This window comes from Bacillus sp. A015, assembly GCF_053851875.1.
In genome coordinates this window covers 114,478-139,182 of record NZ_JBSPZB010000003.1, presented here as the reverse complement: position 1 = coordinate 139,182, position 24,705 = coordinate 114,478, and the positions used below count along the sequence as shown (strand labels likewise).

Here is a 24,705-nt window from a genome sequence, read left to right as displayed (position 1 = left end):
AAAATGATGAGTAGGCGAAGAATGAATTTACAATGAACGTTCATAGATAACAAGAGGAAAAAGGAGGTCTAAACAATGCAAACAGAAGTGGTCTCTAACCTTTCTTATGTAAACGGCGACTTAGATGAATTTATCAGCTATATCAACCATCATCATATTTCTCAGAAAAGAGGCGCCATGATTGCGACGGTGAATCCAGAGATTGGCTATGCCGTCATGAAGGATGATGCGTACCATCAAGTAGTCTCTTCTGCGGATTATGTATTGCCGGATGGTGTGGGCGTCGTGTTGATGTCACGCATGACACAGAGTCCGCTTAAATCAAGAATTGCAGGCTTTGATGTCTTCATGTCTATGCTTAACCTTGCAAACAAGCAGTCTAAAAGAATCTTTTTATATGGTGCGAAAAAAGAAGTGCTTGAGGCTGTCAAACAGCGAATTGATACGGAATATCCAAATGTGGTCATTGCAGGCAGCTGTGACGGCTATCATGCCGATAAACGTTTCGTGGCGAAACAAATCGCTCGCTCGAAAGCAGATATGGTGTTCGTTGCTTTAGGTTATCCAAACCAGGAGAACTTTATTTATGAATACCGCCATTTATTCCCGCAGGCTGTTTGCATCGGTTTAGGCGGAAGCTTCGATGTATTTAGCGGCACAGTGAAGCGTGCACCACGCTGGATGATTAAGACAAATACGGAATGGCTGTACAGACTGATTGTCAATCCGTGGAGATGGAAAAGAATGCTGAATATTCCAAAGTACGCCTTTGCCGTATTGAAGGAAAACAAAGGGAAGAAACGTTACTATCCTGAGCAAATAAAGGATCAGACGAAGCAGCTGTGAGAGACTGATCAATGATGAATATACGTTCAATAATCATTTCATGTTATGCAGCTTTCGTTTCTTTTATTGGATGGCTGATGAGCGGCGTGAAACCGCGTGAAAATCAGGTGACGCTGCTTGTTTCATTCCAGGAGAATGCGGCTGCTCTCATTGATACTTATCAACAACAAGCGAATATGACGATGAAGCTGACAGTCCTCTATACGAAGCATGCTTTCAATATAGAAAAGGACGGGTCTCATCTGTCATTTCGCTATTTTCATGAAAAAAATCCCTTCCATCTCATTCAATGTATGTATACGATGCTGAAAAGCAAGGTCGTTGTGACGGATAATTACTTTCTCATGACAAGTGTGCTAAGAAACAGACCTTCTACAACCTGTATTCAAGTATGGCATGCCAATGGCGCTTTGAAAAAATTTGGTCTTGAAGACGCTTCAAATTCATACCGGAGTCCACGTGATATCGAACGCTTCAAGCGGGTCTATGCGTCTTTCGATTATATCGTTACGGGTTCAGATCACATGCGTGAGATTTTCAAGTCATCGTTTGGGGTAAATGACGAACGTTTTTTACAAACAGGTGTGCCGCTGACGGATGTGTACTATAATCAGCGCCCGCCTTCCTTAAAGCCGGATGATTTTCCAAAAGGGAAAAACATTCTGCTTTATGCACCGACCTATCGAGATTTTGCCATGGACGGTCTTGTCCTGCCCTTTTCAAAGGAGCAATTGCAGACAGAGCTGAATGGCGACTACATCCTGCTCGTCAAGCTTCATCCTGCAGTCAAACATTTAGCGAAGACAGAAACAGATAGTGAATGGATATTTGATGTGTCCGATCAGCCGCTCTATCCCTTACTCTGTGCTTGCGATGTCCTGATTACGGATTATTCGTCGATTGTGTTTGAATATGCGCTGCTCGAAAAACCTGTTTTGTTCTTCACTTATGATCTAGAGACTTATCGAAATAAACGGGGCTTAGTCGACCGTTATGAAGACATCATTCCCGGAAAGGCTTGCGTCACTCAAGACATGCTCTTGAAGGAGCTTTTACATCTAAACGAATCAGCCAATCGAGACCTATTAAAAACCTTCGCTGAGGAATGGAACCAATATTCAAAGGGGCAATCAAGTGAGCAGCTCTTAACATTTATTGAACAGCAGCTCTTACACAAAAAACGTCCGGCTTCTCATTAGGAAGCACGGACGTTTTTTTATTTGTTATAAACCGGGATATCATAATACAGCGTATAGTTATCAAGTAAGTTATACAAACTATACATACGAGTGACTTGCTTATATGCCCATCCAATATCCGTAGCATATTGATGAGTAGCTGCACTAGACCAGCGCATTTTATAAATGGTATCTTGTTTGTATGTGGCGTTATTGATATAGCTGTTGCCAATGAATTTGGCCCCGCCAATAATGGCTGCCTCTGGCGTGAACCATTGCTGTTCATACGCATACTTTGCACCGAGATAATTCGGATTGCTGTCGTATGCGCCAATGCCATACATGTTATACACTTTCTTTCCATTAAACATTGTACCATTCGCTAAAATTGAACTTCCGTTACCTGTTTCAAGCAGCGCATGAGAAATCAAATAGATTTCGTTAATATGATACGTTTTCGCTGCTGTAATAAAGGCTTGTCCTTTTCCAGCAAGAATCCCTTTCCCTGCTAAAATCTTCGAATTGACTTCTGCCGGATTGAGGTTCGCAGCTTCAGAGAGTTTGAGAAATTGAAAATACGATTGAGTGCCCTCAGCGATATTAGCTGGGTCTACATATTTTAATACTTCTGCTGAACTCGCATTTCTCCAGCCAAGGCTGATCTTTATCCAGTTTCCTTCTTTCCCGAGCTGTTTCACTTTTGTGCCTTTGTTCAGCTGTGCCACGATGTTGCTTGCAGAGCTTGAATCAGGTGTAGAGCGTACATTTAACCCATCCGTATTCACTGTTGACGTCGCTGGATCTACATATGTCGCATAAACATAAGCCGCACCATCTGTCTGTGGTGACACCTTCATTTGTTTGTTCACCATCTCATTGACAGTGAGGTTATAATTCGTTTGCATGACCATCGGGCCATTTTTGATTTTTGTTGCGGTGGCTGTCCAGCCATATTGGCTTTTCACAAAAGCAATGGCCGCATTTGCATTTGCTAACCCTGTGAATTGCTGCGTTATGTTGATTTTATATGCCGGTTTTGTTGTCGTTGTATAAGCAGCTGTTTCATTCCGTTTTTTGAAAAATGCCATGCCTTGATCACGCAATGCAGCAGTCGCAATGATCCCTGTTTTCATTTGATATTGCCCATAATCAGTTGTACCCGTTTTTTGGGCAGCTGCCTTCATTTTTTGTTTCGTCAAATAGCTAAGTGCTTGATTGAGTTTTGTCTGATTCACAGTCGCCTCTGTCGTAATACGGTATTGCTTGACAGCTTCTGTTAAAGTTTTTGTACTGCTGGCAACCCCATTTTTCTTGATGATCTCTTGCGCCTGCTTCACTTTGCTTTGATCATATACAGGTGTTGTCATCAGGCTATACGCTTTGGTGACGGCTTGTCCCTTACCTGTTGTGATGTTACTTGTCACCTTTTGTGCCTTTAAGTATGCGGCACCTTTTTTCACTTTTGCTTGGTCCGTTGCTTGATTGACAACGAGTCGATACGTGCTATCAGATACCTTGCCCGTTTTTTTCGTTGTCGCAGATACCTTTTTCTTTTGGAAGAAGGCCGCCGCTTTTTTCGCTTGATCATCTCCTAAAAGGTTCCCAGTCACTACTTGATATGGCTGTGTAGAAGAGATTTTTTTGGATGTATAGCGCCATTTCTTTTTCTTGAAAAAGGCAACTGTTTTTGCATAAGCTGTATCGTTTAATTGATTGAGCTTCACGATATAATTTTTTGTTTTCCCTACTCGCTGCACAGTACCTGCAGCACCGGTTTGTTTCTTAATCTGAGCCGCAGCTGAGGCAGCTTGTTTGCTGTCTTTGAAATAGCCTGATTCCATGCGATAGACATTCTTAACGGCTCCTGCCTTCTGAATCTTCCCGCTGATTTTTGCTTCTTTTTGCAGCTGGCTCAGAAGTGTCTTGGCTTTAGACTGGTTAGCTTGTGCAGCTGATGTGACGATGTAATACGGCTTGCCTGCTGTCACCGTTTGACGCACTGCTTTTAAACCAGACTCCTTTTGAAAGCCTTGCAGGATGGTATTCGCCTTACTTTGTCCAACAATACCGCCTGAGATCAGCTGATACACGGTGCCAGCTTTGTTTTCGGTTTGGTATGTACTGGTAACTCCGGCCTGCTTTTGTAATTCCGTTTGAATATTTTTGACTTTCGTTTCAGAATCAATGGTTCCTGATATGACCTGATAAGAAGGCCTGCTTTGATTGATGACTTCATAGGAGCTATTGAGCCCTGATGTTTTCGTCAGCTCGAGCGAGAGCTTTTTCGCCTGACTTTCAGTGTTGATTGGGTCAGATACGATCTTTTGTAAAGGAAGGCGGTCACCTACTGGAGACACAGTACCGCTCATACCCACCTCTTTTCTTAATGCCGCAGCACTTGCATTGGCTGCAGCTTGTGAGTCATATCCTGACGCAGTGAGCTGATAGGTCGACGTATTCCCTGAGGTTTGATAACTTGCTGTCCACTTTTTGTCTTTTTTCAGTGTTTCTACTGCTTTTTTCACTTCTGTTTCTGTTGTAAATACTTTTGAGGTGCTAATCGTATAAATGGATTGATCGACATAGGAGGCTGCCTGCGCTTCTTTGCCTGTGTGTAATGTCATACCAAAGGCAGCTGCGAGTAACATTATTTTGATGGTTTTTTTCACGTTCCCTGTCCCTCTCTTAACTTTGCATAATCGTCTACTAATCTCTTTATCGGCAAAAACAAGTCTTCTTTCAAGTCATTTATGCAATAGAAAATAGAGGACCCCATTGAAGTCCTCTTTTCCTTTATATATGTGACACAATCAGTTCACAAGATCCTTCAATTGAGAAGCTCCCTGTTTCAGCTGGCAGGATAAAATGAGCCCCTTTTGGCAGTGGATATATGTTCCCATCATGCTCTATAGACCCTTCTCCCTTAATGACACTGCACAGCAAAAATGGATCATCTTGCGAAAGCTCTACTTTTTGATCAATTTCCCATTTATACACAGAGAAATATTCTGCTTCTACAAATGTTCTAATGGTCACTCCTTGACGTGTTTCGACTGATTCATCTGCATAACCGTCTACATGAGGAACCGTTGTGACATCAATGGCTTGCGCAAAATGAAGTTCACGTTCATTGCCATCTTGGTCTTTTCGTTCATAATCATATACCCGATAGGTTGTATCTGAGCTTTGCTGCGTTTCGAGGACAAGTGTTCCTTCGCATAGCGCATGAATGGTACCGCTTGGCACATAATAAAAATCACCAGGCTTAATCTTCACTCGCCGCAAAAGACCTTCCCAATCTCCGCTGTTCATCATGGTCACTAGCTCAGTTCTTGTTCTTGCATTGTGCCCATAGATCATTTCTGCTCCTTCTTTGCAGTCAATGATATACCAGCACTCTGTTTTCCCAAGCTCTCCATTTTCATGTCTTTCAGCATAATCATCATCTGGATGAACTTGAACGGACAAGTCTTGGTTTGCATCTAAAATTTTTGTTAACAGCGGGAAGCGATCGCCTTCTATTCCCCCGAACAATTCTCTGTGATTGTCCCATAGTTCGATCAACGTTTTCCCTTTATATGGACCGTCTTGCACGACACTTGGTCCGTTTGGATGAGCAGAAATTGCCCAGCATTCTCCCGTTTGATCAGAAGGAATATCATAGCCAAACTGATCCCTTAAGGCTGTACCTCCCCATATTCTCTCCTTCAATTCAGGCAGTAAAAAAATTGGTGACTGCTTCATTCAGGATGACTCCTCCCTTTGCTACCCTTTGATAATCCTTGCCTAGCATGATGAAAACTAGTAAGTCTCAACTTTTATTATGACGCTATCTAAAGAGAAGTCAATCCTTTCAGTACACCAAATGAAAACGATAACATGAAAATTTCTTTATCCTTTGACAGAGCCTGCGAGAAGCCCCTTTACAAAGTATTTTCCGAGCAGAATATACACCAAAAGTGTCGGCAGTGCGGCCAAAATGGCTCCTGCCATTTGGACGTTCCATTGCACAATTTGGCTGCCTGATAGATTTTGCAAAGCGACCATGACTGGCTGATGCTCCGCAGTGGTCATCGTGACCGCAAATAAAAACTCATTCCACACATTGGTAAACTGCCAAATGGCGACCACGACAAATCCTGTGATGGAAAGCGGAAGAATCATATGTCTGAAAATCCCGATAAACCCTGCGCCATCCATTTTGGCCGATTCAATCATTTCATCAGGGATGCTCACATAGAAATTGCGAAACATGAGTGTTGTGATCGGAAGACCATATACGACATGGACAAGCACTAGACCTGGAATCGAATTATACAATCCGACTTCACGTAAAAATTGAATGAGTGGAATGAGGATGCTTTGATACGGAATAAACATACCAAACAGCATCAACGTAAAAACCACTTCTGACCCTTTAAAACGCCATTTTGATAGGACATAGCCATTCATTGCACCTAATACGGCTGACAATAAGGTAGCAGGAATGACAAGATAAAGTGAATTCATCAAATTAGGCGATAGCTTTTCAAAAGCGATTTGATAGCTTGAAAAATCAAGAGCTGATGGAAGCGACCACATTTGCTCAAGGGTGACTTCACCTAATGGCTTTAAGCTTGTGACGAGCATGACATAGACAGGCATTAGAAAAAAGAGGCTGCATAGAATCAATAAAGCATAGAGAACTGGACGGACAAACCATCTGGCTGTCATGATGAAGCCCCCTTCCGGCTCGACAGGAGATATGGCACGATAAAGACCGCAACAGAGATCAGCATGACGATCGCAATGGCAGCACCGCCTGCATAATGGTTTCCTCTAAAGGTCATTTCAAACATATAAACGCCCGGTACATCCGTCACAAAGTTTGCACCCGGTCCTGTCATCGAGTAAATCAAATCGAAAATCTTTAAAGAAATATGAGCCATGATAATAATGACACTTGCAGTAATCGGTTTTAAAAGCGGAAAAATAATTTTTCGGTAGATTTGCCACTCAGTTGCTCCATCTATTCTAGCAGCCTCTCTCACTTCCTCTGGAATTCCTCTAAGACCTGCCAAATACATCGCAAGCGAGAACCCAGTCATTTGCCACACAGCTGCAATGACGACTGCAATCATCGCCGCTGGTACACCAAATTCAATTTTCCCCCAGACAAATCCAGCTAAAATATTCGTATCCGTGTACCACTTAGGCTGGATGCCTAGCGTTTTCAAAAATAAATTCACTCCAGTTGACGGATTTAAAATCCATTGCCACACGACACCTGTCACAACGAAGGAAAGGGCCATCGGAAAGAAGAATAAATTCCGGAAAAGAGATTCACCCTTGATCTTCTGGTCTAGTAAAATCGCAAGTGCGAGCCCAGAGGCTATGACGGCTCCAATAAAGAATAGAGTAAAAAAGACCGTGTTTCGTAGATCTGACTGAAAGCGGAAATCTTGAAACAGCATGACATAATTGCGAAGTCCTGCGAAAGAGAAATCTGGTACAAGCGAGGTCCAGTTTGATAATGAAACATACCCTGTCCAGCCAATAAAGCCGTAAACAAAGATGAATAATAAAACAGCTGACGGGGCTAAAAATAGCAGGGCAAGCAGCTGGTCTCCATTCCATTTTTTCCGAACACGTTTCACTTTCGGCGCTGATGTTTTTGTGATCGGCGATGTGTCCATGCGCATGAGATACACTCCTTTTTAAAAAAGAGGCGGTGCCTGGTCGCCGCCTCCTTCGTCTTTATTTCATTGAATCTTTTAAAGATGAAACAAACTGGCTGCTGTCTTTTTGTGTCACGAAAATATTGACGGCTTGGTTTGCTTTCGTCACAAAGCCTTCTTCAGCAGCTGAGCCATGGGCGAGAGACGGCGCTAGTTTTGACTCTTTAAATGCCTTCATCGCCGATTTTCCGTATTCATCATATTTTGATACATCCGCATCCACACGTGCCGGAATCGATCCCTTCAGCGGATTAAACGCATCCTGTCCTTCCACAGATCCTAAGACAGATAAGAATTTTTTCACGTTTTCCGGCTGTTTGACACCCTTCGGCAGGCCGAACGTATCGGTGATCACCATAAAGCTTCCCTCCGTTCCAGGGGTCGCCACGTAACCAAAATCTTTGTTCACCTTCAAGTCCAGATCGTTGACAAAGTATCCCTTCGCCCAGTCGCCCATGACATTCATCGCCGCTTCCCCTTTTGCCACGAGCTGTGAGGCATCCTGCCAGTTACGAGAGCTATGATCGTCGTTTACATACTCGAGCATACGTCCAAAGATGTCTGCCGCTTCCTTCACTTTTGTGTCATCCATGTTCAAGTTGCCCGCCCAAAGTTTTTGATAATCATCTGCGCCTAATACACCAAGCAGAACACTCTCAAACAAGTGAGTCGCTGCCCAAGGCTCTTTATCCCCAAGCGCAAGTGGAGTAATCCCTTTTTTCTTTAATGCATCTGCTGTTTTGAAAAATTCATCAAATGTCGTTGGCGGCTCTAAACCTTGGTCTTCAAATACCTTTTTGTTATACCAAAGCACATTGCCTCGGTGAATATTCACTGGAACTGAATAGATCTTCCCATCTTTGCTCACAAGGTGAATCAGTGATTCTGGGAATTTGTCCTTCCAGCCTTCTTTTTCATAAAGATCATCCAGCGGCTCCATTTTGCCTGCCGCGACCCAGCTCTCGTTCAGCTCTGCCCCGCCATGTACTTGGAAGGTAGCTGGCGGATCATTTCCTTGCATCCGGCTCGTCAAAACAGCCTTTGCATTCGTACCAGCACCACCTGCGACGGCTGCATTTTCAATTGGAATCTCTTTATTTTTCTCTTCAAACAATTGAATGAGTGCTTTCAGTCCGTCTTCCTCACCTGCTCCTGTCCACCAAGAGAAAATTTCAAGCTTCTCCGCTCCGCCCTCTTTTTTTGCATCTGAGTTCGTCGATGTACTGCAAGCCGTGACGAGAAGCATGCAGAGTGCCAACAAAGTAAAGCCTAATTTGAACTTCATGATTGATCCCCCATCCCTATTTTGTAAGCGTTATCAAAATAAGTATAATGGTAGATCATTGCTTTTTTTCAGGCAAACTTCTTCACTTTTTTATGAAATTCTTCATTTTTTTACGGCCGGTTTTCGATATTCCTTCGGTGAACAACCGACCATTTTCTTAAAGACACGGCTGACGTAATTGGGGTCGGTATATCCTGCCTGATAAGTGATTTCTTTTAAACTAAGCGAGCTGTTTTTGAGAAGCTTCTTGATTTTATCCAGCCGGCAGGTCGTCACATATTCTTTAAACGTCAGACCCGTCTCATCTTTAAAGCGCTTTGTGAAATAGGTTGGGCTTAAGTCAACATAGGCGGCAGTTTGCTCGAGCGTGATATGTTCGCAGAAATGCGTTTTGATGTAACGTTTTGCCCGCTCGATGTCATTCACGGTCTGGGTTCTCGCTTCATACACGTCAAATAGATGCTCACAGCACTGGCGGCATTCTGCTGCTGTGCTGATGGCCAAAATGGAGAGGTCTGCACGGAGTCGTGATTTTAATAGAATCAGCAGCTCTTTTACATGTGTAAGTGCCGCCCCCTCTAATTGGAAGGCATCAAATAAGGCAAGCGCATCCTCTCTTCTTCCTTCTTCCATTGCCAGCATTATGTCGTCAGCAAGCTCGGGAAGATTGATCAACAGATTGGACTGCACTTCTGTATTGTAAAAACCATAACGAACAACGCTGCCATTCTTTTTCCGCTGATAATAGGAAAGCTTCGCTTCTGCTGCACTTTTCTGAAGATGAAGTGGGTTTGAGACTGGGTGCCCCATGCCAACGACAGGTGAAGGATGTCCGCTTGTCATGGCAGCTCGAATGGCTTGCAGTACATCTGCCTTTAGCTGACCTGGTCCTTGGTGACTATAAATGAAGCATGTAAACAGCTCACCGCCCATCTGAATAGGCACCGCTTGAAAAAGAGCGGACTGCTGTAAATCATTCAACAGCTGATCCCCGCCTGCCCGCTGAACAGCGATGACGAGACCTGCTTCACATTCTTGGAACAATTGTTGAAACTCAGTGAAGGTATAAGATTGACCGTTGATCACATGGGCTTCCAGCCACTTTGACTGCTGATTGACCGTCGCTGCCTGCCGCTGAGACGCCTCCTGCTCAATTTCTGCCGCAACAGATCGAATGGCTGCAATGGTTTCGTCTTTATCAGCTGGTTTGACGAGGTATTGTTTAACCCCTTCCTGCATCGCTTGCTTGGCATAATTAAACGTATCGTAGGCTGTCAGCATAATAAATTTTGTATGCGGGCTGCTTGCTTTGATCTGTTTGATGGCTGTCAATCCATCCATGCCAGGCATCTGAATATCCATGAGCACAAGATCAATCGGCTTCGACCGCGCAAATTCAACCGCCTTCTTTCCATTTTCAGCTTCCCCTGCAATATGACACTCCGGGAGCCATTCGGTCATGAACTTCCGCATCGCCATTCGTTCTATTTTTTCATCATCCACAATCAGCACGTTCAGCATACAGGTCCCTCCTTTATCGGAATCGCCAATTGAATGGTGGTGCCTTCGTTTGGCTTTGAATCAATTTGAAGGGCATCTTGCACTCCGTAAAACAAACGCAGTCTTGACACCACATTTCGAAGACCAATTCCTGTAGAATGGCCTTTATTCAGTGTGTTCGGATCATCCTCTTCTTTTTCCGATAGCAATCTTTTTTTCTCTCTTTCATTGATTCCTGTCCCATTGTCCCGAATCCGAATCATCACAAAGCCATTGTCTTGATAGATGGAAAGCTCAACAAGCCCGCCTTCCTCCTTTGGTTCTACTCCATGAATAAAGGCATTTTCGACAAGCGGCTGTAATGTGAGACTTGGAATGTGAACAGATAGACACGACTCATCTATGGTCGTTTTGCATGTAATACGATCGGCAAATCTCGTTTCTTGGATATGAAAATATTCTTTGACCACTTTCACTTCTTGTTCCAATGTAACGGACGTACTGAGAGTAGACAGTGAATACCGCATCAGCGTGGAAACCGATTGAATCAATCTCGATGTGGCATCTGCTGATTCTAAGTAAGCCATGCGTGATACGATGTTTAATGTGTTAAATAAAAAGTGTGGATTCATTTGGTTTTGCAGCGTTTTCAACTTCATGTCTTTGATTTTTTGATCTAAGGCAGCCTTTTGTTTCATCTCTTCAATCATCATTTTCATCTCTTGCCGCATTCGTTGAAAGGCCTCATTTAACACGGATATTTCGTCCTTTGATGTGACATGCAAATTCGCTCCATCAAAATTTCCTTCTGATACTTCTTTGGCACTTCGAGACAGGTGGACGATTGGCCTTGATATCCCGCCAGCAATGATATATGCCATCCATAATGCGACCCCAATCGATAACGTAAACAGACACAGGGTAAAGAGCGCATAAGTTTGATGTCTTTTTTGAAGTGATTGATAGAGTACCTGATACTCAGATAATTCATCATCTAGCAGGGTCATCGTCTGCTCTTGTATATAGGAGGAGACTGTTCTCACCTCCTTCACACTTGCAGCATATTCTTTGATTTCCCCTTCTTTTACATGTGTCATGGTCGCATCACTTTCATTCATGAGCGTCCGCATCATATATTGATATTTTTCAATAGAGGGTATCGCCGCATGAAGCCCGGCATCTTTTAGCAGCGCCTGATCATAGGATTTCATTTTCTGTTTTGATTCAAGATATTCTCTGGCAAACTGCCGATCCTTTTCAATGGCATAGGCATTGACCTTTTCATACATCGTTTTTGCCTCTGTGGATATATCATTAAGCAGGAGAAAAGAACGAAAGCTCCTGCTATATTCTGAGGTTAATTTAGAGCTGCTCCAATAGACAAAAAAAGCAGCCACGTTACCAAGGAGCACAAGGATTAAAAATGCCAATAACAATTTACTTCGAATCCTTCTCATGGCTGAACCCCCTGTGGTCTTTCTGTTTGATGAAGAGGCAAATCCCCGCGCCGAATCACACTCGTTCCCGTGTACTGCAGCGCTTCTTCCTTTTCGCCTTTCTGCAAACGAACAAGTGATTCAACCGCTTGGTAGCCCATTTCATAAGGGTGCTGCACGACCACCGCATCGATTTTTTCATCATCAAGCGCCTGAATCGTATCAGGCAATGTATCAAATGCGAGCACATAAAAATCAGTGGATGATCGATATTGCTCTGTTGTTTGAATGATGCCGACACCATCTAATGCGCTTGTTCCATAAAATGCGGTCAGCTCTGCATGATTGTTTAATAGTTTATACGCTGCACCGGAAGCCCCTGACTTCGTAATGGCTGATTCTTCTATTCCAGCAATATGAATGCGTTTTTCAGCAGAAACGGCATCTCGAAATCCCTTGACACGCAGCTTCTGATGGATGGCATCAAGCCGGCCCGTGACAATTCCTACATACTGTTCGCCTTTTGTATCTGCGATGAGCGCCTGCCCTGCGATAAAGCCTGAATAATAATTATCCGTTCCAACATACACTTGACGCTTGCTCCCCTCTGCATCCGTATCGACTGTGACGACATCAATGCCTTTTTCCCTTGCTTTTTGAAAGAGCGGTTTGTATTTCTTCGCGTCAAGTCCCTGCGTCATAATACCATCTACATGCCCAGCGATCGCCATATCAATGGTTTTAAGATGATCATCCAAATCAGCCTGCTTTGGGCCCAGGTATTCGAGATACACACGATGAACGGCCGCCGCATCAGCAGCTCCCTTTTGCACCAGTTGCCAATATTCGTTATCAAGTTCCTCCGGTACAAGGACAAAGTGATATTGATATGTTGATACCGCTTTATCGGAAGCGTTTTCAATTTTAAATAAATCTTGACCTAATACACATAAAAAAATGACGGATAGCACACAAAATGTGAGAAGTGCGCCTATTCCTATCAACTTAGACAGCTTCACTCACATCACCCTCCTTTCATTGTTGCCGCATAAAAAAAGAGCTGCTTATAAGCATACTCTCTCGACCTCTATAATTCCTTTGTCATAAATAAACTGTTTGGATCTTCTTGATATGAACCAAAAGACGGACAATATTGAAACCCAAAGCTTTCATATAGTCTTCTTGCTGGTTCAAAGAAAGCCATCGCACCTGTTTCGAGGCTGACACGTGTATAGCCTCGCTGTTTGGCTTCTTGGAGAAGGTAGGTCAGCATTTGCCTTGCTACCCCTTTTCGCATATGGAGAGCTGCCGTCCTCATCGATTTGATTTCACCATGTTCATTTGATAGCTCCTTTATCGCTCCGCAGCCAAGAAGCTCCTCTCCATCCCATACACTCCACACTGTGACATCTTGTTTTTTCAAATCGTCTAATGGAAGGGCATGAATGCTTTCTGGCGGAGAATGCTCCTTCATCTCTTCTACATGACCGGTGATCAGCTGCTCTATCCGTCCATCCGTGAGTTCATCTTGTTGAATGTACATTCCAATCCCTCCTTCACGACCATTGTACGTGAAGAGTCGAATCTTACCCGCTGTTATGTCAGATAAACGAACAAACAACCGGCATCCATGAGCCAGTTGTTTGTGTCATATCAAGTATTTATGAAGAAAGAACCGCTTGTAATTCTTCTGCTGTACTGCTTCCAAGCTGACTGCCGACACCTACTGCCACAGCACCTGCTGCGAGCCATTTTGGGACATCGACTGGATGAATGCCGCCTGTTGGAATAAATTCAACCTCTGGAAACGGGCCTTGTAAGTTTTTCATATAGGACAAACCGAAGGAGCCGCTTGGAAAAAGCTTGAGCAAGCGGTATCCATTTGCTTTTGCCTGCATGATTTCACTCGGGGTCAGGACACCTGGCACATAGAGTGTATCGTGAAATGATAGATGCTCTCCAATCACAGGGAGATATCCTGGACTGACAATAAATTGTGAGCCTGCCTCAATGGCTGATTGAGCCTGTTCAAGCGTCGTGATCGTTCCCGCTCCTACAATCAGGTCTTGCTCATGCCGAAAGGATGCGATGATGCGTTCAGCATTTGGGGTGGTATACGTGACTTCAATGGCACGCACCCCTTTTTTCTTTAAACGCTGAAGCATCTCAATGCCTTCTCCTTCACTATCCGCTCTAACCACTGCGATCAATTTACAGGCTGCGAGCTTCTCTTTAACGCTCAAACTTGCTGACTTTCCCATCTCTCTCATCCCCCTTCATATACTCCCGCCTGTGATACCGTTTGGCTTCTTTTATAAATGCCTGAAGCTCCTCCCGAGTGGGCAGTCCGTCCTTATCGCCTGGAGACATCACCGCAAGCGCCCCTATGGCATTGCCTCTTGTCACCGATTTTTCATAGGATAAGCCGTCAAGTAAGCCACTAATGACCCCCACTGCAAATCCATCACCAGCGCCGACCGTATCAACGACATCATGAACATGAAATCCGCTCACAACCCCCTGACCGGCTGTACTCTTATAAAAGGCACCTTCTGCTCCGAGCTTAATCACCACTAGCTTGACGCCTTTTTGTACATAAACATCTGCAATCTCTTCCGGCTCGTGGCACCCCGTGAGCCTTTGGCCTTCTGCAAGTCCCGGGAAAAACCAATCGACTTGAAAGGCCATCTGGTTTACCGTATGAATCATATCTTCTTCCTCTTCCCATAGCTGAAGCCTAAGGTTCGGATCAAATGAAATGGTTTTGCCTGCTTCCTTCATTGCTTGAAGGACACGAAAAGAAAACGCTCTCATTTCACTAGACAGTGCAGGTGGAATACCTGTCATATGAAGGTGTCCAGCCTGCCGGAAATAGTTGGAGGGAAAGTCACTTGGACTCATTGTGCTCGCAGCAGAGCCTTTCCGGTAATACGTCACGTCGGGGTCTCCATCAATGACTTTTGATTTAAGTAATATCCCCGTTTTGGACCCATCATTTGAACGGAGCACTGCACTTGTATCGACCCCTTCTTTTTGAAGCTCTTCTAAAATAAATGTGCCAAGTGAGTCTGCCCCGACTTTGCTCATCCAGCCAACCTCAAAACCCAGCCTTGAAAGGCCGACAGCGACGTTACTCTCTGCACCAGCAAGCGCCTTTTGGAACGTATGCACTTGATGAAGTTCTCCGACTTCTTTTGCGTAAAACATCGCCATTGATTCGCCAAATGTGACCGCATCCAATGCTTTCACTCATTTCTCCCCTCTCTTGGTACCGGTTTCAAATTAGTTGAAAAAGAGAGAGCATGCACGTATGTATACTCTTCTCTGCCTTTCGCTTATAAAGATTTCCTGACAATGATTTCTCCATCGAGTTGAATGGTTTGGGGCGCACTCTCATCGCCTTCAAGCCGTGTCTTGATTTTTTGCATGGCCGCTTTCCCCATTTCATGAGATGGCTGCGCAACCGTTGTGATCCCTGGCCCAATCAGCTTATACCATTCTGTATCATCAAACCCGGCAATGCCTATCTCCTCAGGAATCTTGATCCCAAGCTCCACGAGTTCACTAATGAGCTTCAGCATGAGTAAACCATTGCCTGCTAAAATCGCCTTTTTCTGATGGTTTGATTGTAAAAAACGGACAATCTCTTCTCGCATTTGTTCCTTTTTCTTCAAATCGATTTCTGCAATGATGGGCTTCTGATGTTTACTCATTGCTGTCTGCTCATATGCTTCTTTTCGTTCTTCACGAGGACTAATCCCATCGACCGGCTCAGTAAAGAAAGCGATATGGTCGTAGCCCTTCTCATACATTTGATGAAGCAGCCGGATCGTGATGTCACGGTTATTCGTTGTCACTGTGTCGACCTTAAGTTCAGGTAATTTGCGGTCAACAAGAACAATCGGTACACCGTTTTTCTTAAAATCCTGCAGAATGTCATTGTTTTGGCCTGTTGTATTGATGATGAGCCCTTCAATATAATGCGCATTCAGCTTCAGGAGCATTTCTCGTTCTTTTTCTGGACGATTATCTGTGTTACAGACCATGATGCTGTATCCATATTCATCACAAATCTCTTCGACACACCGAAGCGTCGCCACAGAGAATGGGTTCGTAATGTCGGCTACAATAAAACCAATGACCTTGCTTTTTCTTACTTTTAGTCCTTGAGCGAGCTGACTCGGTCGATAATGAAGCTCCTCAATGGCTTTCTTAATTTTTTTGACCTTTTCAGAAGAAATTTCATTTGTTCTGCCATTGATATATCTGGAGACAGTTGATTTTGAAACACCTGCATAAGCTGCAACTTCGTTAATGGTGACTTTCGTTTGCTTCTTCTCTTTCATTCAAAAAACTCCCACGATTAATCTTCTGATTTGTTTCGAAACCGATTTCAAATAAACTTAAAAAGAGCATACCATAATTTGATGAATACCAGAAGATTTTTTTGAATGATGTGGGAAAAAATCGTATTAATAGATAATAAAGAAAGCGATTTCAAATTAACGGTTGACGCCGCTCTCTTTTTCCTCTAGAATTTTCCTTGAAACCGATACCAAATAAAAAACCAATATTTTGTTTCAGATGGAAAGGGAGGCTTATCTCAAATGGAAAATCGTTATGCTGTACATCCTGAGCAGGTCAAACGTTTTACAACAGAGGAACTTCGTCGTCATTTTCATATTCCTACGCTATTCGTCAGCGGTGAATTAAAGCTATATTATTCGCATGAGGATCGTGTGGTCATTGGCGGGGCAATGCCGAAAGCAGAACCGATCAAGCTGGATGCTGGCAACTTTTTACGTACGGATTATTTCCTTGAAAGACGAGAAATTGGCATCGTGAATGTCGGCGGGCAAGGAACGGTTACAGTCGATGGTGAGTCTTTTGTGCTGAAGCATAAAGATTTCTTATATATTGGTCTTGGACACGAAGATGTACAGTTTACTAGTTCATCAGGCGAGCAGGCCAAGTTCTATCTTGTATCAGCAACGGCTCACAGAGCGTATCCTACGCAAAAGGCAGCCATCGCTGAATTAACACCGAATCACTTAGGGGAAGCGTCATCCTCAAACGTGCGGAACCTGTATCAGGTCATCCATGCAGACGGCATCCAAAGCTGTCAGCTCATGATGGGAATAACTCAGCTTGAAACCAATAACACATGGAACACGATGCCTGCTCATATTCATGACCGGCGGATGGAAGTGTACTTATATCTTGATATAGAAGAAGATGCACGTGTCTTTCATTTTATGGGGGAGCCATCTGAAACGAGACATCTCGTTGTCGCAAATGAGGAAGCGGTTATTTCTCCTGCCTGGTCCATTCATTCAGGCTCAGGTACAGCGAATTATTCATTTATTTGGGCAATGGCGGGAGAAAACTATACGTTCAAAGATATGGACTTTGTCCCAATGGACCAGCTGAGGTAACGAGGTGACGACGACATCATATGTTGCGTCCCTCTTTTCCCTCGAAGGCAAAACAGCCCTTGTGACAGGTTCTGGAACTGGCATTGGTCAAGGTATTGCCGTGGCGCTTGCCCGTTCAGGTGCAGATATCATCGGCACATACCACCACACACCACTTGATGAAACAAAAGCGCTTGTCGAACAGACTGGCAGATCATTTCATGCATATCAGGTCGACTTTGCCGATCCTCAGTCTGCACAGCGGGATGTCGATACCATTTTAAAGCAGCATACAATTGATATTTTAATCAATAATGCTGGCACCATTAAAAGAGAAGAAGCCGCTCACTATTCTGAGGAAAATTGGCATACTGTCATGGATGTGAATATCAACAGTCTCTTTTTCCTCACGCAAAAGGTTGGACAGCAAATGCTGAAAAGCGGGAAAGGGAAAATCGTCAACATCGCCTCCCTTCTATCGTTTCAAGGCGGCGTCTTTGTTCCCGCTTATACAGCGAGTAAGCATGCTGTCGCTGGTCTGACCAAAGCTTTTGCGAACGAATGGGCGAGCCATCATATTCAGGTGAATGCGATCGCGCCTGGTTATATTGCAACCAATAACACGCAAGCCATTCGTGACGATGCGAATCGGAATGAAGAGATTCTCAAGCGAATCCCTGCTGGGCGCTGGGGACGGCCTGAGGATTTAGCCGGTGCCGCCATATTTCTCAGCTCACCTGCCTCCGATTATATGAACGGCCACATTTTAGCCGTAGATGGCGGCTGGCTTGCGAGATAAACATATCGAGAGAATTCCTATTTTGAGGGATTCTCTTTTTTCTATTTGCATAATTATCCTCCTTCCGAGTCACTCTATAAAAAACATGACATGAGGGTGAGGTATTATGAAAAGTCGTATTGAACAAGATATACAGTCCGTCATCAAACGCGTCAAAAGCTTTGCCGGGAAAAGTGATGATATCGTGTTCCACTCTTTTTCATTTGGTCCTTCCGCTGTCTCTGCATGTCTCGTGTACGTTGAGGGACTCACAGAATTCGAGATGCTTTCCAAACAAATCATTTCACCTATGCAAAAGGAACTGGACATCACCGAAGTCGATCACACCACACTCCCTTCCCTGTCTAAGAAGTTCTTTGGCATTCAAAATGATGTGCTGGAAGATATGAACCTTGCCATCGAACAGTTATACAGCGGCAGGGCTATTTTATTTGTGGATGGAGCGACTCAAGCACTTGCGCTCCAAACAAATCTTTTTCAATTTAGAGAAGTAGAGGAGCCGCAATCTGAAGTACTTGTCAGAGGACCACGGATTGGATTTATTGAGAATCTTGAAAAAAATACGGCTTTACTTCGTGAACGTGCAAACGATCCTAATCTTGTCATTCAAAAGGTGAATGTAGGCACTCGTAATAAGAAAACTGCCGCTCTCGTGTACGTTCGTGATATTGCTGATCCAAAACTAGTAGAAGATGTTCTATCACGCATAAAGCAAATCAAAATGGATGATATCCCTGAAACCGGCTATATTGAACAGCTGATTGAGGACAGTCACATTTCCATTTTTCCACAGATTCAAAACACGGAACGCCCTGATCGGGTGATCGCATCTGTGCTTGAAGGCAAGATTTCCATTTTGCTTGACGGCACACCTTTTGCTCTTATTCTGCCTATGACACTTACAGCCTTAATGCAATCACCAGAGGATTATTATCAACGATGGACAAGCGCGACTCTTTTACGCCTACTCCGTTATTTCTCCGTACTGTTAACGATTTTTTTACCCGGGCTCTACATCGCCCTTGTCTCTTATCACCCCGGTTTATTACCGACACAGATGGCACTCACCATCGCAGGTAGTAGGCAAAATGTCCCGTTTCCTCCTGTGGTTGAAGCCATTCTCATGTCTTTTACGATTGAACTGCTGCGAGAAGCTGGACTTCGTCTTCCTCGAGCAATTGGGCAAACAATTGGATTGATTGGCGGCGTGATTATTGGTCAGGCGGCTGTACAAGCAAATATCGTCAGTGCCTTAATGGTCATTATTGTTTCACTAACCGCATTGGCTGATTTCACAGCGCCATCATATGACTTTAGCTTCCCGTTACGAATCCTTCGGTTTATGGCGATTTTCAGCTCAGCTATTTTTGGTTTGTACGGCTTAATCATGTGTTATTTATTTGTACTTTGTCATCTCATGCAATTGAAGACCTTTGGTTTTGATTATTTTACACCTGTTTTGTCTTCACCATATTCAGATTTAAAGGATACGTACGTTCGTTTGCCTGTAGGACTATTTAAATCAAGACCGAAAACCGCCAAGACAAAAAATATCAAAAGACAAGGAGAGTAAGCAATGTACAGAGCTGATAAGCTATCATTGTTACAAGTCACCATTCTGTGCAGTTCTACAATGATAGGCGCTGGAATTTTAACCATTCCTCGCAGTTCTGCCAATTCAGGATTCCCTGATGGCTGGATCATTGTATTAATACAGGGAGTCATCTTTGCTTTCATTGCTTTTTTATTAGGCTGGATTGCCGAAAAGAATGCACCGGATACGATCTTTGATTCTAATACAAAAGGCGCCGGTGCCTTCTTCGGCACGTTCTTTAATTTAATCATGATTGCTTATTTACTAGCCATTGTTGGTTTTGAGGCGCGTGTACTCGGCGAAGTGGTTCAGTTTTTCCTTCTTCAATCGACCCCTATGGCCGTGATTGTGATGATTTTTCTACTTGTAGCGATCTATCATTTAAAAAGCGGTATCTTTCCATTGGTGAAGATAGTGACGTATGTTTACCCTATTACGATGGTTATTTATATTGGGCTGATGCTGTTTAGCCTGAAAATATTTAATTTTGATTATTTGCGGCCCGTCATGGCGCACGGATTTAAAGATTTTGGTAAAATTTTCTCTCAAACCTTCATTCAATTTACAGGCTTTGAAGTGATTTTGTTTGTCGTACCGCTCATTTATAAAGACAAATGGTCGAAAGCAAAATGGGCCGCAGCCATCGGGGTCGGAATTACATCACTTGTGTATTCTCTCACACTCTTTGTTGTGATTGGTTCCATGACCGTTGGAGAAACAATGTCACTCACATGGCCAACCGTCTCACTCATTCAAGCGCTAGAACTTGAAGGGGTGTTCATTGAACGCTTTGATATTTTTTTACTGACGATCTGGACATGCCAGCAGTTTATTTGCATGCTGGGCTTTTTCCAATTTGCCATTAAAGGGTGTCACACAGTCTTTAAGAGGACCAATGTAACGAGGTTGCTATGGCTGTTGTTTTTCTTAACCTCTGCCCTATCTCTTTTTCCAAAAAATATTAATGAAGTCTTTTATTTTTCCACTTTACTCGGCTACGCTCTGTTCATCATTTTAGCCATTCCTTTTATCACATTTATGCTGCTGGCGATACGTAAAAAATGGGGAGGTCGTTCTGCATGAGACGAAGGCGTTTACTTTTATCCTGCTTGTCCTGTCTTCTTTTTCTTCTAACTGCAGGGTGCTGGGACATAAAGGACATTGAGACATTAACGTTTGTGCGCGGCGTTGGTATCGATGAAACAGATGATCAAGGCGTGAAGCTCACCTACCAAAACCTTATACCAAATATGGGCGGGACAAAAGAAGCCACTTCAACCGGCTATGTCAATGTCGCATCGAAGGGAAAAAATGTGCTAGAGGCTGTCAGTCATGTCGCCTTGAAGGACCAGCCGATCTACAGTGATCATCTCAAAATCTTTTTGTTCGGCAAAAATCAGGCAGAGCATCACGATATTCAAGGGACACTCAATCACTTTATACGAGATGATGAGGTCCGAAGAAGCAGCTATCTCTTAGTGACTCGGGATAATGCGTCAAAAGTAATCAATCAAAAATTAAATTCGCAGCAAAAGGTACCAGTTGAGCACATCTTTGAAACATCAAAAAACCGGGACTATAATGGAAAAATTTTACTCCCAACACGTATTGGGAGAGCGTCCGATTACTTTCAGATGGGTGTAAGCTTTCTTGTTCAAAGTGTGGATGCCATTAACGACGAGCTCATCTATAATGGAGCAGGTATCATTCATGGAAAAACACGAAAACTCATAGGGTTTATTCCAGCAAATGATGTTCAAGCTTTAAATTGGATGATGAATCGTATCTCAGGCGGAGTTGTTCCTGCAACCTACAAAGGCTATCCCATTACATATGAAATCAAGAAAGCCGCTTCCAAGGTCGAACCTTATTTAAAAGATGGAAAGATTTCCTTTAAAGTCAGTGTAAAAACAAATGGTAAACTATCTGAAGATCAATACCCCTCTGAAAACTCATTCGATGAACAGTACATCAAGCGTTATGAGCGCATTTTTTCCCAAAAAATCAAGGGGCGGATTCATAAAGCCGTCCGCCACATGCAGACCGAAGTGGGTGTTGATCCGATCTTTTTAAGTCGTCAGGTGCGCATCAAGTATCCTGACTTTTGGGAGAAGCATCGTGACGAATGGGACACGCTATTCCAAGAAGCTGATATCCAATATGATGTAAATGTCAGCATTTTGAACTTCGGTGCAGAAGGCGGAACGAAAATCTTTAAATGGTAACAGCAAAAAGGCGGTTATGCACCGCCTTTTGTACGTGCCACAATCAGAAGCTGATATAGTGTCACTTGATCAGATAAAGCTTTTGTTTGAAATCCAAGTGACTCTCCTACTCTCGCCACTTCGTCAAAAAACAATTGGACGTTTTGATCAATCTGTACATTGATTTGTTGTTCTATCACAGGGTCAAACAAATGGTCTGGAAATAGTGCACGCATCGTTTTTGGTGTGAAAAATCTCATATGCGTTCGATCTAGAATCCCCACATCTTGATACGTAAAATCACCTGTCATTAATGGCAGGAGCACCTCCGCATGCATCATGTTAGGCAAGCAGCAAATGATGACGCCGCCTGGCTTTAAAGACTTGTGCGCTTGTGTAATGATTTGCCATGGATCTGACACATGCTCTAATATATTAGAAAAGATGACCGCATCAAAAAAGGCTTCCTTCTCTGACCATGGGTACTCATCCGCTTTGGCCTCGATGACTTCTTGGTAATACGCCTTGGCAATCTCTGCTTTTAAGGCATCGGCCTCTACCCCGTACATGTCAACAGACTGACTATTGATGAGCTCAAGACCCGTTGCCCCTGTGCCGCACCCAACATCCAGCACATATTTAGCCTCTTGAGGCAGCAGTGCCGTAAAATATGGATGAGGGGTGATCAGGTTTAAATCAATGCCCCATTTATCTAAAAACCGAAGCCTGTTCTCTGCAAACAGTTTAGAGATGTTCGTTTCTTGATTCGCACGGAAGGTTGCATGACCGTGATGATGCACAAATGAATCATGGACAATTTGCAGCTGATATCCCTTCAGCAATGAACGCAAACAAAGGTCGTCATCCTCAAATGATCCGTATACAAACCGTTCATCAAATAATCCCACATCCCCGATCAGCTCTTGTTTCACCAGCAGACAAAAACCCACAAGTCTATGCACGTACGTTCTCTGACCTTTTCTCGCAGCTGTATATTCCTTAGCGAAGGCTGGGAGCTCCTTCACATCTGTATACGACGGCTGGACCATCTGAGGACCACTCACATAATTGGAGACAGGTCCCACCATTCCAATACGATCTGATGCAAATAGCGCCTCTTTTAATGGAGAAAGCCAGTTTTCAGTCACCATCGTGTCATTATTTAAAAAGAGAATGTTATCTCCTGTCGCTTTTTTCGCTCCTTGATTACACCCCTTTGCAAAACCTTGATTCTTCTCGTTTTCAATGAAAATAACATCTTCCAGCTCTCTCACATATTCCTTCGTGCCGTCTGTTGATGCATTATCGACGATGATGAGTTCATATTGGCCACTTCGGGTATGCTGCTTGATACTGTCGATACATTTTTTGGTTAAATGCAGTTCGTTGTACGTCAGCATGACAATGCTCGTTTTTCCTTTCATCTTATTTCCACCTTTCGCCCGCCTGTTCCATATGTATGTCATATGCAGCACGTTCAGAAGATGAGCGTTTGTCCTTTCTTGATTAAACGTTTGTTTAACAAAGGGCTAAAATGATCTTTATTTTAGCCCTTTGTCTTCTTTTCAGCGTGATAGAAAACCTTTGCAGTCTAGGAAGGACGAGTACTAGAGCGGAGCGAATTTGACATTCGTGAGCACCGGAACGCAGGCTGACACCGAATGCGAGGGTTTGTCTACACGCTGAACCAGCTGCATGCGGCATCTGGTTTTTTTCACACCGTTTCCCCTTCGTCACTTACGACGGCACGGTTTCCCTTTTTTAAAACCTCTTCAATTTCTTCAAGACTTTTCCCTTTCGTTTCTGTCACTAAGTATTTCACAAATAAGAAGGCACATCACATTCACTGCGCCAATTCCTACGGTTCCTAAAATCGCCGCTGAATCACCAAAGCCGACACTTGTGAATGTTTTTGGTGCATAATAAATAATCGTATTGATACCGATAAACTGCTGTAAAAAGCCTAAACCGACACCAGCGATCAAAGCTGGGTGCACCCACGGCTCAAATAATTCCTTAAGACCGCCTTTCTCTTCACTTTCCGCCTTTTGAATATCTAAAATTTCTTCTTCGACTTCTTCCTTACTCTGTCTAAGTTTTGATAATATCGCCTTCTCTCGGTCAGCCTGTCCATGGACAAACAGCAGCGAGGACTTTCTGGCATAAACAAAATACCAAATAATAGAAGGATAGAAGGAACCACTGCAATTCCAAGCATCAGACGCCATGCCTCCGCATCTGCTAAAACGTAATTCACAATATAGGCGAGAAGAATACCAAATGTGATCATGAGCTGGTTTAAAGAGGACAGTGCACCCCTTGATTCCTTTGGACAAAGTCAGATAAATATAATGGAACAATCGTCGTCGAGCAGCCTACAGCAAGCCCTAGTACGATTCGGAATAAGACCATCACTTCCGTATTTGGGGCAAAGGCTGTTCCAAATCCGCCGATAATAAACAAAATAGCTGCGGCGATGATTGCTTTTTTCCGCCCAAATTGGTCTGTCAGTTTTCCAGAAAGAGTGGAACCAAACATCGCCCCGATTAAAATCGAGCTGACGACAAGCCCCTCTTGCAAACGAGTTTAAACCTAAATCTTTTTCATAAATAAGATGGCGCCAGAGATGACACCTGTACCATAGCCATATAAGGCGCCGCCAAGTGCGCCGAAGAAATAAAGCCATCCATTCCGATTTTTCATCAACATACCCCCTCTTTTGTCTGTGTTTA

At 43.6% G+C, this 24,705-nt stretch carries 20 protein-coding genes and 1 pseudogene; 7 read left to right on the top strand and 14 right to left on the bottom strand.

Features of this window, described 5'->3' with window-relative positions; genetic code table 11:
• Positions 1-75 precede the first annotated feature (75 nt).
• The gene (locus tag ACSLGF_RS03965; RefSeq protein WP_456002752.1) at positions 76-846 is read left to right on the top strand and encodes a WecB/TagA/CpsF family glycosyltransferase; all 771 of its coding nucleotides are present in this window, start codon (positions 76-78) and stop codon (positions 844-846) included.
• Positions 847-857: 11 nt separating this feature from the next.
• A complete protein-coding gene (locus ACSLGF_RS03960) occupies positions 858-2,045 on the top strand; it encodes a CDP-glycerol glycerophosphotransferase family protein (RefSeq protein ID WP_456002750.1) in 1,188 nt (395 codons plus the stop codon).
• A 17-nt stretch (positions 2,046-2,062) separates the two neighbouring features.
• On the opposite strand, the gene ACSLGF_RS03955 is transcribed toward ACSLGF_RS03960, so the two are convergent.
• The 12 genes from ACSLGF_RS03955 to ACSLGF_RS03900 all read right to left on the bottom strand — a co-directional run bounded on the left by ACSLGF_RS03955 (position 2,063) and on the right by ACSLGF_RS03900 (position 16,308).
• Positions 2,063-4,693: an N-acetylglucosaminidase gene (locus ACSLGF_RS03955; protein WP_456002748.1), complete on the bottom strand. Its 2,631-nt coding sequence runs from the start codon at positions 4,691-4,693 to the stop codon at positions 2,063-2,065.
• 124 nt (positions 4,694-4,817) lie between these two features.
• Positions 4,818-5,768 (bottom strand): mannose-6-phosphate isomerase, class I, encoded by a 951-nt coding sequence (manA, locus tag ACSLGF_RS03950; RefSeq protein WP_456002746.1) that lies wholly within the window; start codon positions 5,766-5,768, stop codon positions 4,818-4,820.
• Positions 5,769-5,915: 147 nt separating this feature from the next.
• On the bottom strand, positions 5,916-6,737 hold the full coding sequence (locus ACSLGF_RS03945; protein WP_456002744.1) for a carbohydrate ABC transporter permease: 822 nt from the start codon (positions 6,735-6,737) through the stop codon (positions 5,916-5,918).
• The gene (locus ACSLGF_RS03940) at positions 6,734-7,705 is read right to left on the bottom strand and encodes a carbohydrate ABC transporter permease (protein WP_456002742.1); all 972 of its coding nucleotides are present in this window, start codon (positions 7,703-7,705) and stop codon (positions 6,734-6,736) included. Before ACSLGF_RS03940 ends, ACSLGF_RS03945 begins: the two co-directional genes overlap by 4 nt.
• A gap of 55 nt (positions 7,706-7,760) precedes the next feature.
• Entirely contained in the window at positions 7,761-9,026 is a 1,266-nt protein-coding gene (locus ACSLGF_RS03935) for an ABC transporter substrate-binding protein (protein WP_456002740.1), read from the bottom strand.
• A gap of 102 nt (positions 9,027-9,128) precedes the next feature.
• Entirely contained in the window at positions 9,129-10,547 is a 1,419-nt protein-coding gene (locus ACSLGF_RS03930) for a response regulator transcription factor (protein ID WP_456002738.1), read from the bottom strand.
• Positions 10,541-11,983 carry a sensor histidine kinase gene (locus ACSLGF_RS03925; RefSeq protein WP_456002736.1) on the bottom strand — a complete coding sequence of 481 codons (1,443 nt, stop codon included), beginning with the start codon at positions 11,981-11,983 and terminating at the stop codon, positions 10,541-10,543. The genes ACSLGF_RS03930 and ACSLGF_RS03925 overlap by 7 nt, the downstream gene beginning before the upstream one ends.
• A complete protein-coding gene (locus ACSLGF_RS03920; protein ID WP_456002734.1) occupies positions 11,980-12,981 on the bottom strand; it encodes a sugar-binding protein in 1,002 nt (333 codons plus the stop codon). The genes ACSLGF_RS03925 and ACSLGF_RS03920 overlap by 4 nt, the downstream gene beginning before the upstream one ends.
• 68 nt (positions 12,982-13,049) lie before the next feature.
• Positions 13,050-13,505: a GNAT family N-acetyltransferase gene (locus ACSLGF_RS03915; protein ID WP_456002732.1), complete on the bottom strand. Its 456-nt coding sequence runs from the start codon at positions 13,503-13,505 to the stop codon at positions 13,050-13,052.
• A 118-nt stretch (positions 13,506-13,623) separates the two neighbouring features.
• Positions 13,624-14,223, bottom strand: a complete 600-nt coding sequence (locus ACSLGF_RS03910) for a bifunctional 4-hydroxy-2-oxoglutarate aldolase/2-dehydro-3-deoxy-phosphogluconate aldolase (RefSeq protein WP_456002730.1) — start codon at positions 14,221-14,223, stop codon at positions 13,624-13,626.
• Positions 14,195-15,211, bottom strand: coding sequence for a sugar kinase (locus tag ACSLGF_RS03905; protein ID WP_456002728.1), 1,017 nt, complete (start codon positions 15,209-15,211; stop codon positions 14,195-14,197). Before ACSLGF_RS03905 ends, ACSLGF_RS03910 begins: the two co-directional genes overlap by 29 nt.
• An 86-nt stretch (positions 15,212-15,297) precedes the next feature.
• Positions 15,298-16,308, bottom strand: coding sequence for a LacI family DNA-binding transcriptional regulator (locus ACSLGF_RS03900; protein WP_456002726.1), 1,011 nt, complete (start codon positions 16,306-16,308; stop codon positions 15,298-15,300).
• Positions 16,309-16,569: 261 nt separating this feature from the next.
• Here ACSLGF_RS03900 and kduI point away from each other — a divergent pair, with 261 nt between their 5' ends.
• The 5 genes from kduI (at position 16,570) to ACSLGF_RS03875 (ending at position 21,994) form a co-directional block, all read left to right on the top strand.
• The gene (gene kduI / locus ACSLGF_RS03895; RefSeq protein WP_456002724.1) at positions 16,570-17,397 is read left to right on the top strand and encodes a 5-dehydro-4-deoxy-D-glucuronate isomerase; all 828 of its coding nucleotides are present in this window, start codon (positions 16,570-16,572) and stop codon (positions 17,395-17,397) included.
• 4 nt (positions 17,398-17,401) lie between these two features.
• On the top strand, positions 17,402-18,175 hold the full coding sequence (gene kduD, locus ACSLGF_RS03890; protein ID WP_456002722.1) for a 2-dehydro-3-deoxy-D-gluconate 5-dehydrogenase KduD: 774 nt from the start codon (positions 17,402-17,404) through the stop codon (positions 18,173-18,175).
• 106 nt (positions 18,176-18,281) lie between these two features.
• On the top strand, positions 18,282-19,748 hold the full coding sequence (locus ACSLGF_RS03885; protein WP_456002720.1) for a spore germination protein: 1,467 nt from the start codon (positions 18,282-18,284) through the stop codon (positions 19,746-19,748).
• A 3-nt stretch (positions 19,749-19,751) separates the two neighbouring features.
• Positions 19,752-20,852 (top strand): GerAB/ArcD/ProY family transporter, encoded by a 1,101-nt coding sequence (locus ACSLGF_RS03880; protein WP_456002719.1) that lies wholly within the window; start codon positions 19,752-19,754, stop codon positions 20,850-20,852.
• On the top strand, positions 20,849-21,994 hold the full coding sequence (locus tag ACSLGF_RS03875) for a Ger(x)C family spore germination protein (RefSeq protein WP_456002718.1): 1,146 nt from the start codon (positions 20,849-20,851) through the stop codon (positions 21,992-21,994). The genes ACSLGF_RS03880 and ACSLGF_RS03875 overlap by 4 nt, the downstream gene beginning before the upstream one ends.
• Before the next feature lie 14 nt (positions 21,995-22,008).
• Here ACSLGF_RS03875 and ACSLGF_RS03870 read toward each other — a convergent pair whose 3' ends face one another.
• Both ACSLGF_RS03870 and ACSLGF_RS03865 read right to left on the bottom strand, forming a co-directional pair.
• A complete protein-coding gene (locus tag ACSLGF_RS03870; protein ID WP_456002716.1) occupies positions 22,009-23,397 on the bottom strand; it encodes a glycosyltransferase in 1,389 nt (462 codons plus the stop codon).
• Positions 23,398-23,763: 366 nt separating this feature from the next.
• A pseudogene (locus tag ACSLGF_RS03865) lies at positions 23,764-24,682 on the bottom strand (sugar porter family MFS transporter); the annotation flags it as partial.
• Positions 24,683-24,705 lie beyond the last annotated feature (23 nt).

What these genes read in the sequence shown, in the direction of transcription:
- ACSLGF_RS03910 (WP_456002730.1), bottom strand. Translation starts at nt 14,223, where the DNA reads ATGGGAAAGTCAGCAAGTTTGAGCGTTAAAGAGAAGCTCGCAGCCTGT.
- ACSLGF_RS03930 (WP_456002738.1), bottom strand. Translation starts at nt 10,547, where the DNA reads ATGCTGAACGTGCTGATTGTGGATGATGAAAAAATAGAACGAATGGCG.
- ACSLGF_RS03875 (WP_456002718.1), top strand. Translation starts at nt 20,849, where the DNA reads ATGAGACGAAGGCGTTTACTTTTATCCTGCTTGTCCTGTCTTCTTTTT.
- ACSLGF_RS03960 (WP_456002750.1), top strand. Translation starts at nt 858, where the DNA reads ATGATGAATATACGTTCAATAATCATTTCATGTTATGCAGCTTTCGTT.
- ACSLGF_RS03885 (WP_456002720.1), top strand. Translation starts at nt 18,282, where the DNA reads ATGAAAAGTCGTATTGAACAAGATATACAGTCCGTCATCAAACGCGTC.
- ACSLGF_RS03870 (WP_456002716.1), bottom strand. Translation starts at nt 23,397, where the DNA reads ATGAAAGGAAAAACGAGCATTGTCATGCTGACGTACAACGAACTGCAT.
- ACSLGF_RS03965 (WP_456002752.1), top strand. Translation starts at nt 76, where the DNA reads ATGCAAACAGAAGTGGTCTCTAACCTTTCTTATGTAAACGGCGACTTA.
- manA (WP_456002746.1), bottom strand. Translation starts at nt 5,768, where the DNA reads ATGAAGCAGTCACCAATTTTTTTACTGCCTGAATTGAAGGAGAGAATA.
- ACSLGF_RS03940 (WP_456002742.1), bottom strand. Translation starts at nt 7,705, where the DNA reads ATGCGCATGGACACATCGCCGATCACAAAAACATCAGCGCCGAAAGTG.
- ACSLGF_RS03945 (WP_456002744.1), bottom strand. Translation starts at nt 6,737, where the DNA reads ATGACAGCCAGATGGTTTGTCCGTCCAGTTCTCTATGCTTTATTGATT.
- ACSLGF_RS03925 (WP_456002736.1), bottom strand. Translation starts at nt 11,983, where the DNA reads ATGAGAAGGATTCGAAGTAAATTGTTATTGGCATTTTTAATCCTTGTG.
- ACSLGF_RS03900 (WP_456002726.1), bottom strand. Translation starts at nt 16,308, where the DNA reads ATGAAAGAGAAGAAGCAAACGAAAGTCACCATTAACGAAGTTGCAGCT.
- kduI (WP_456002724.1), top strand. Translation starts at nt 16,570, where the DNA reads ATGGAAAATCGTTATGCTGTACATCCTGAGCAGGTCAAACGTTTTACA.
- ACSLGF_RS03880 (WP_456002719.1), top strand. Translation starts at nt 19,752, where the DNA reads ATGTACAGAGCTGATAAGCTATCATTGTTACAAGTCACCATTCTGTGC.
- ACSLGF_RS03935 (WP_456002740.1), bottom strand. Translation starts at nt 9,026, where the DNA reads ATGAAGTTCAAATTAGGCTTTACTTTGTTGGCACTCTGCATGCTTCTC.
- ACSLGF_RS03915 (WP_456002732.1), bottom strand. Translation starts at nt 13,505, where the DNA reads ATGTACATTCAACAAGATGAACTCACGGATGGACGGATAGAGCAGCTG.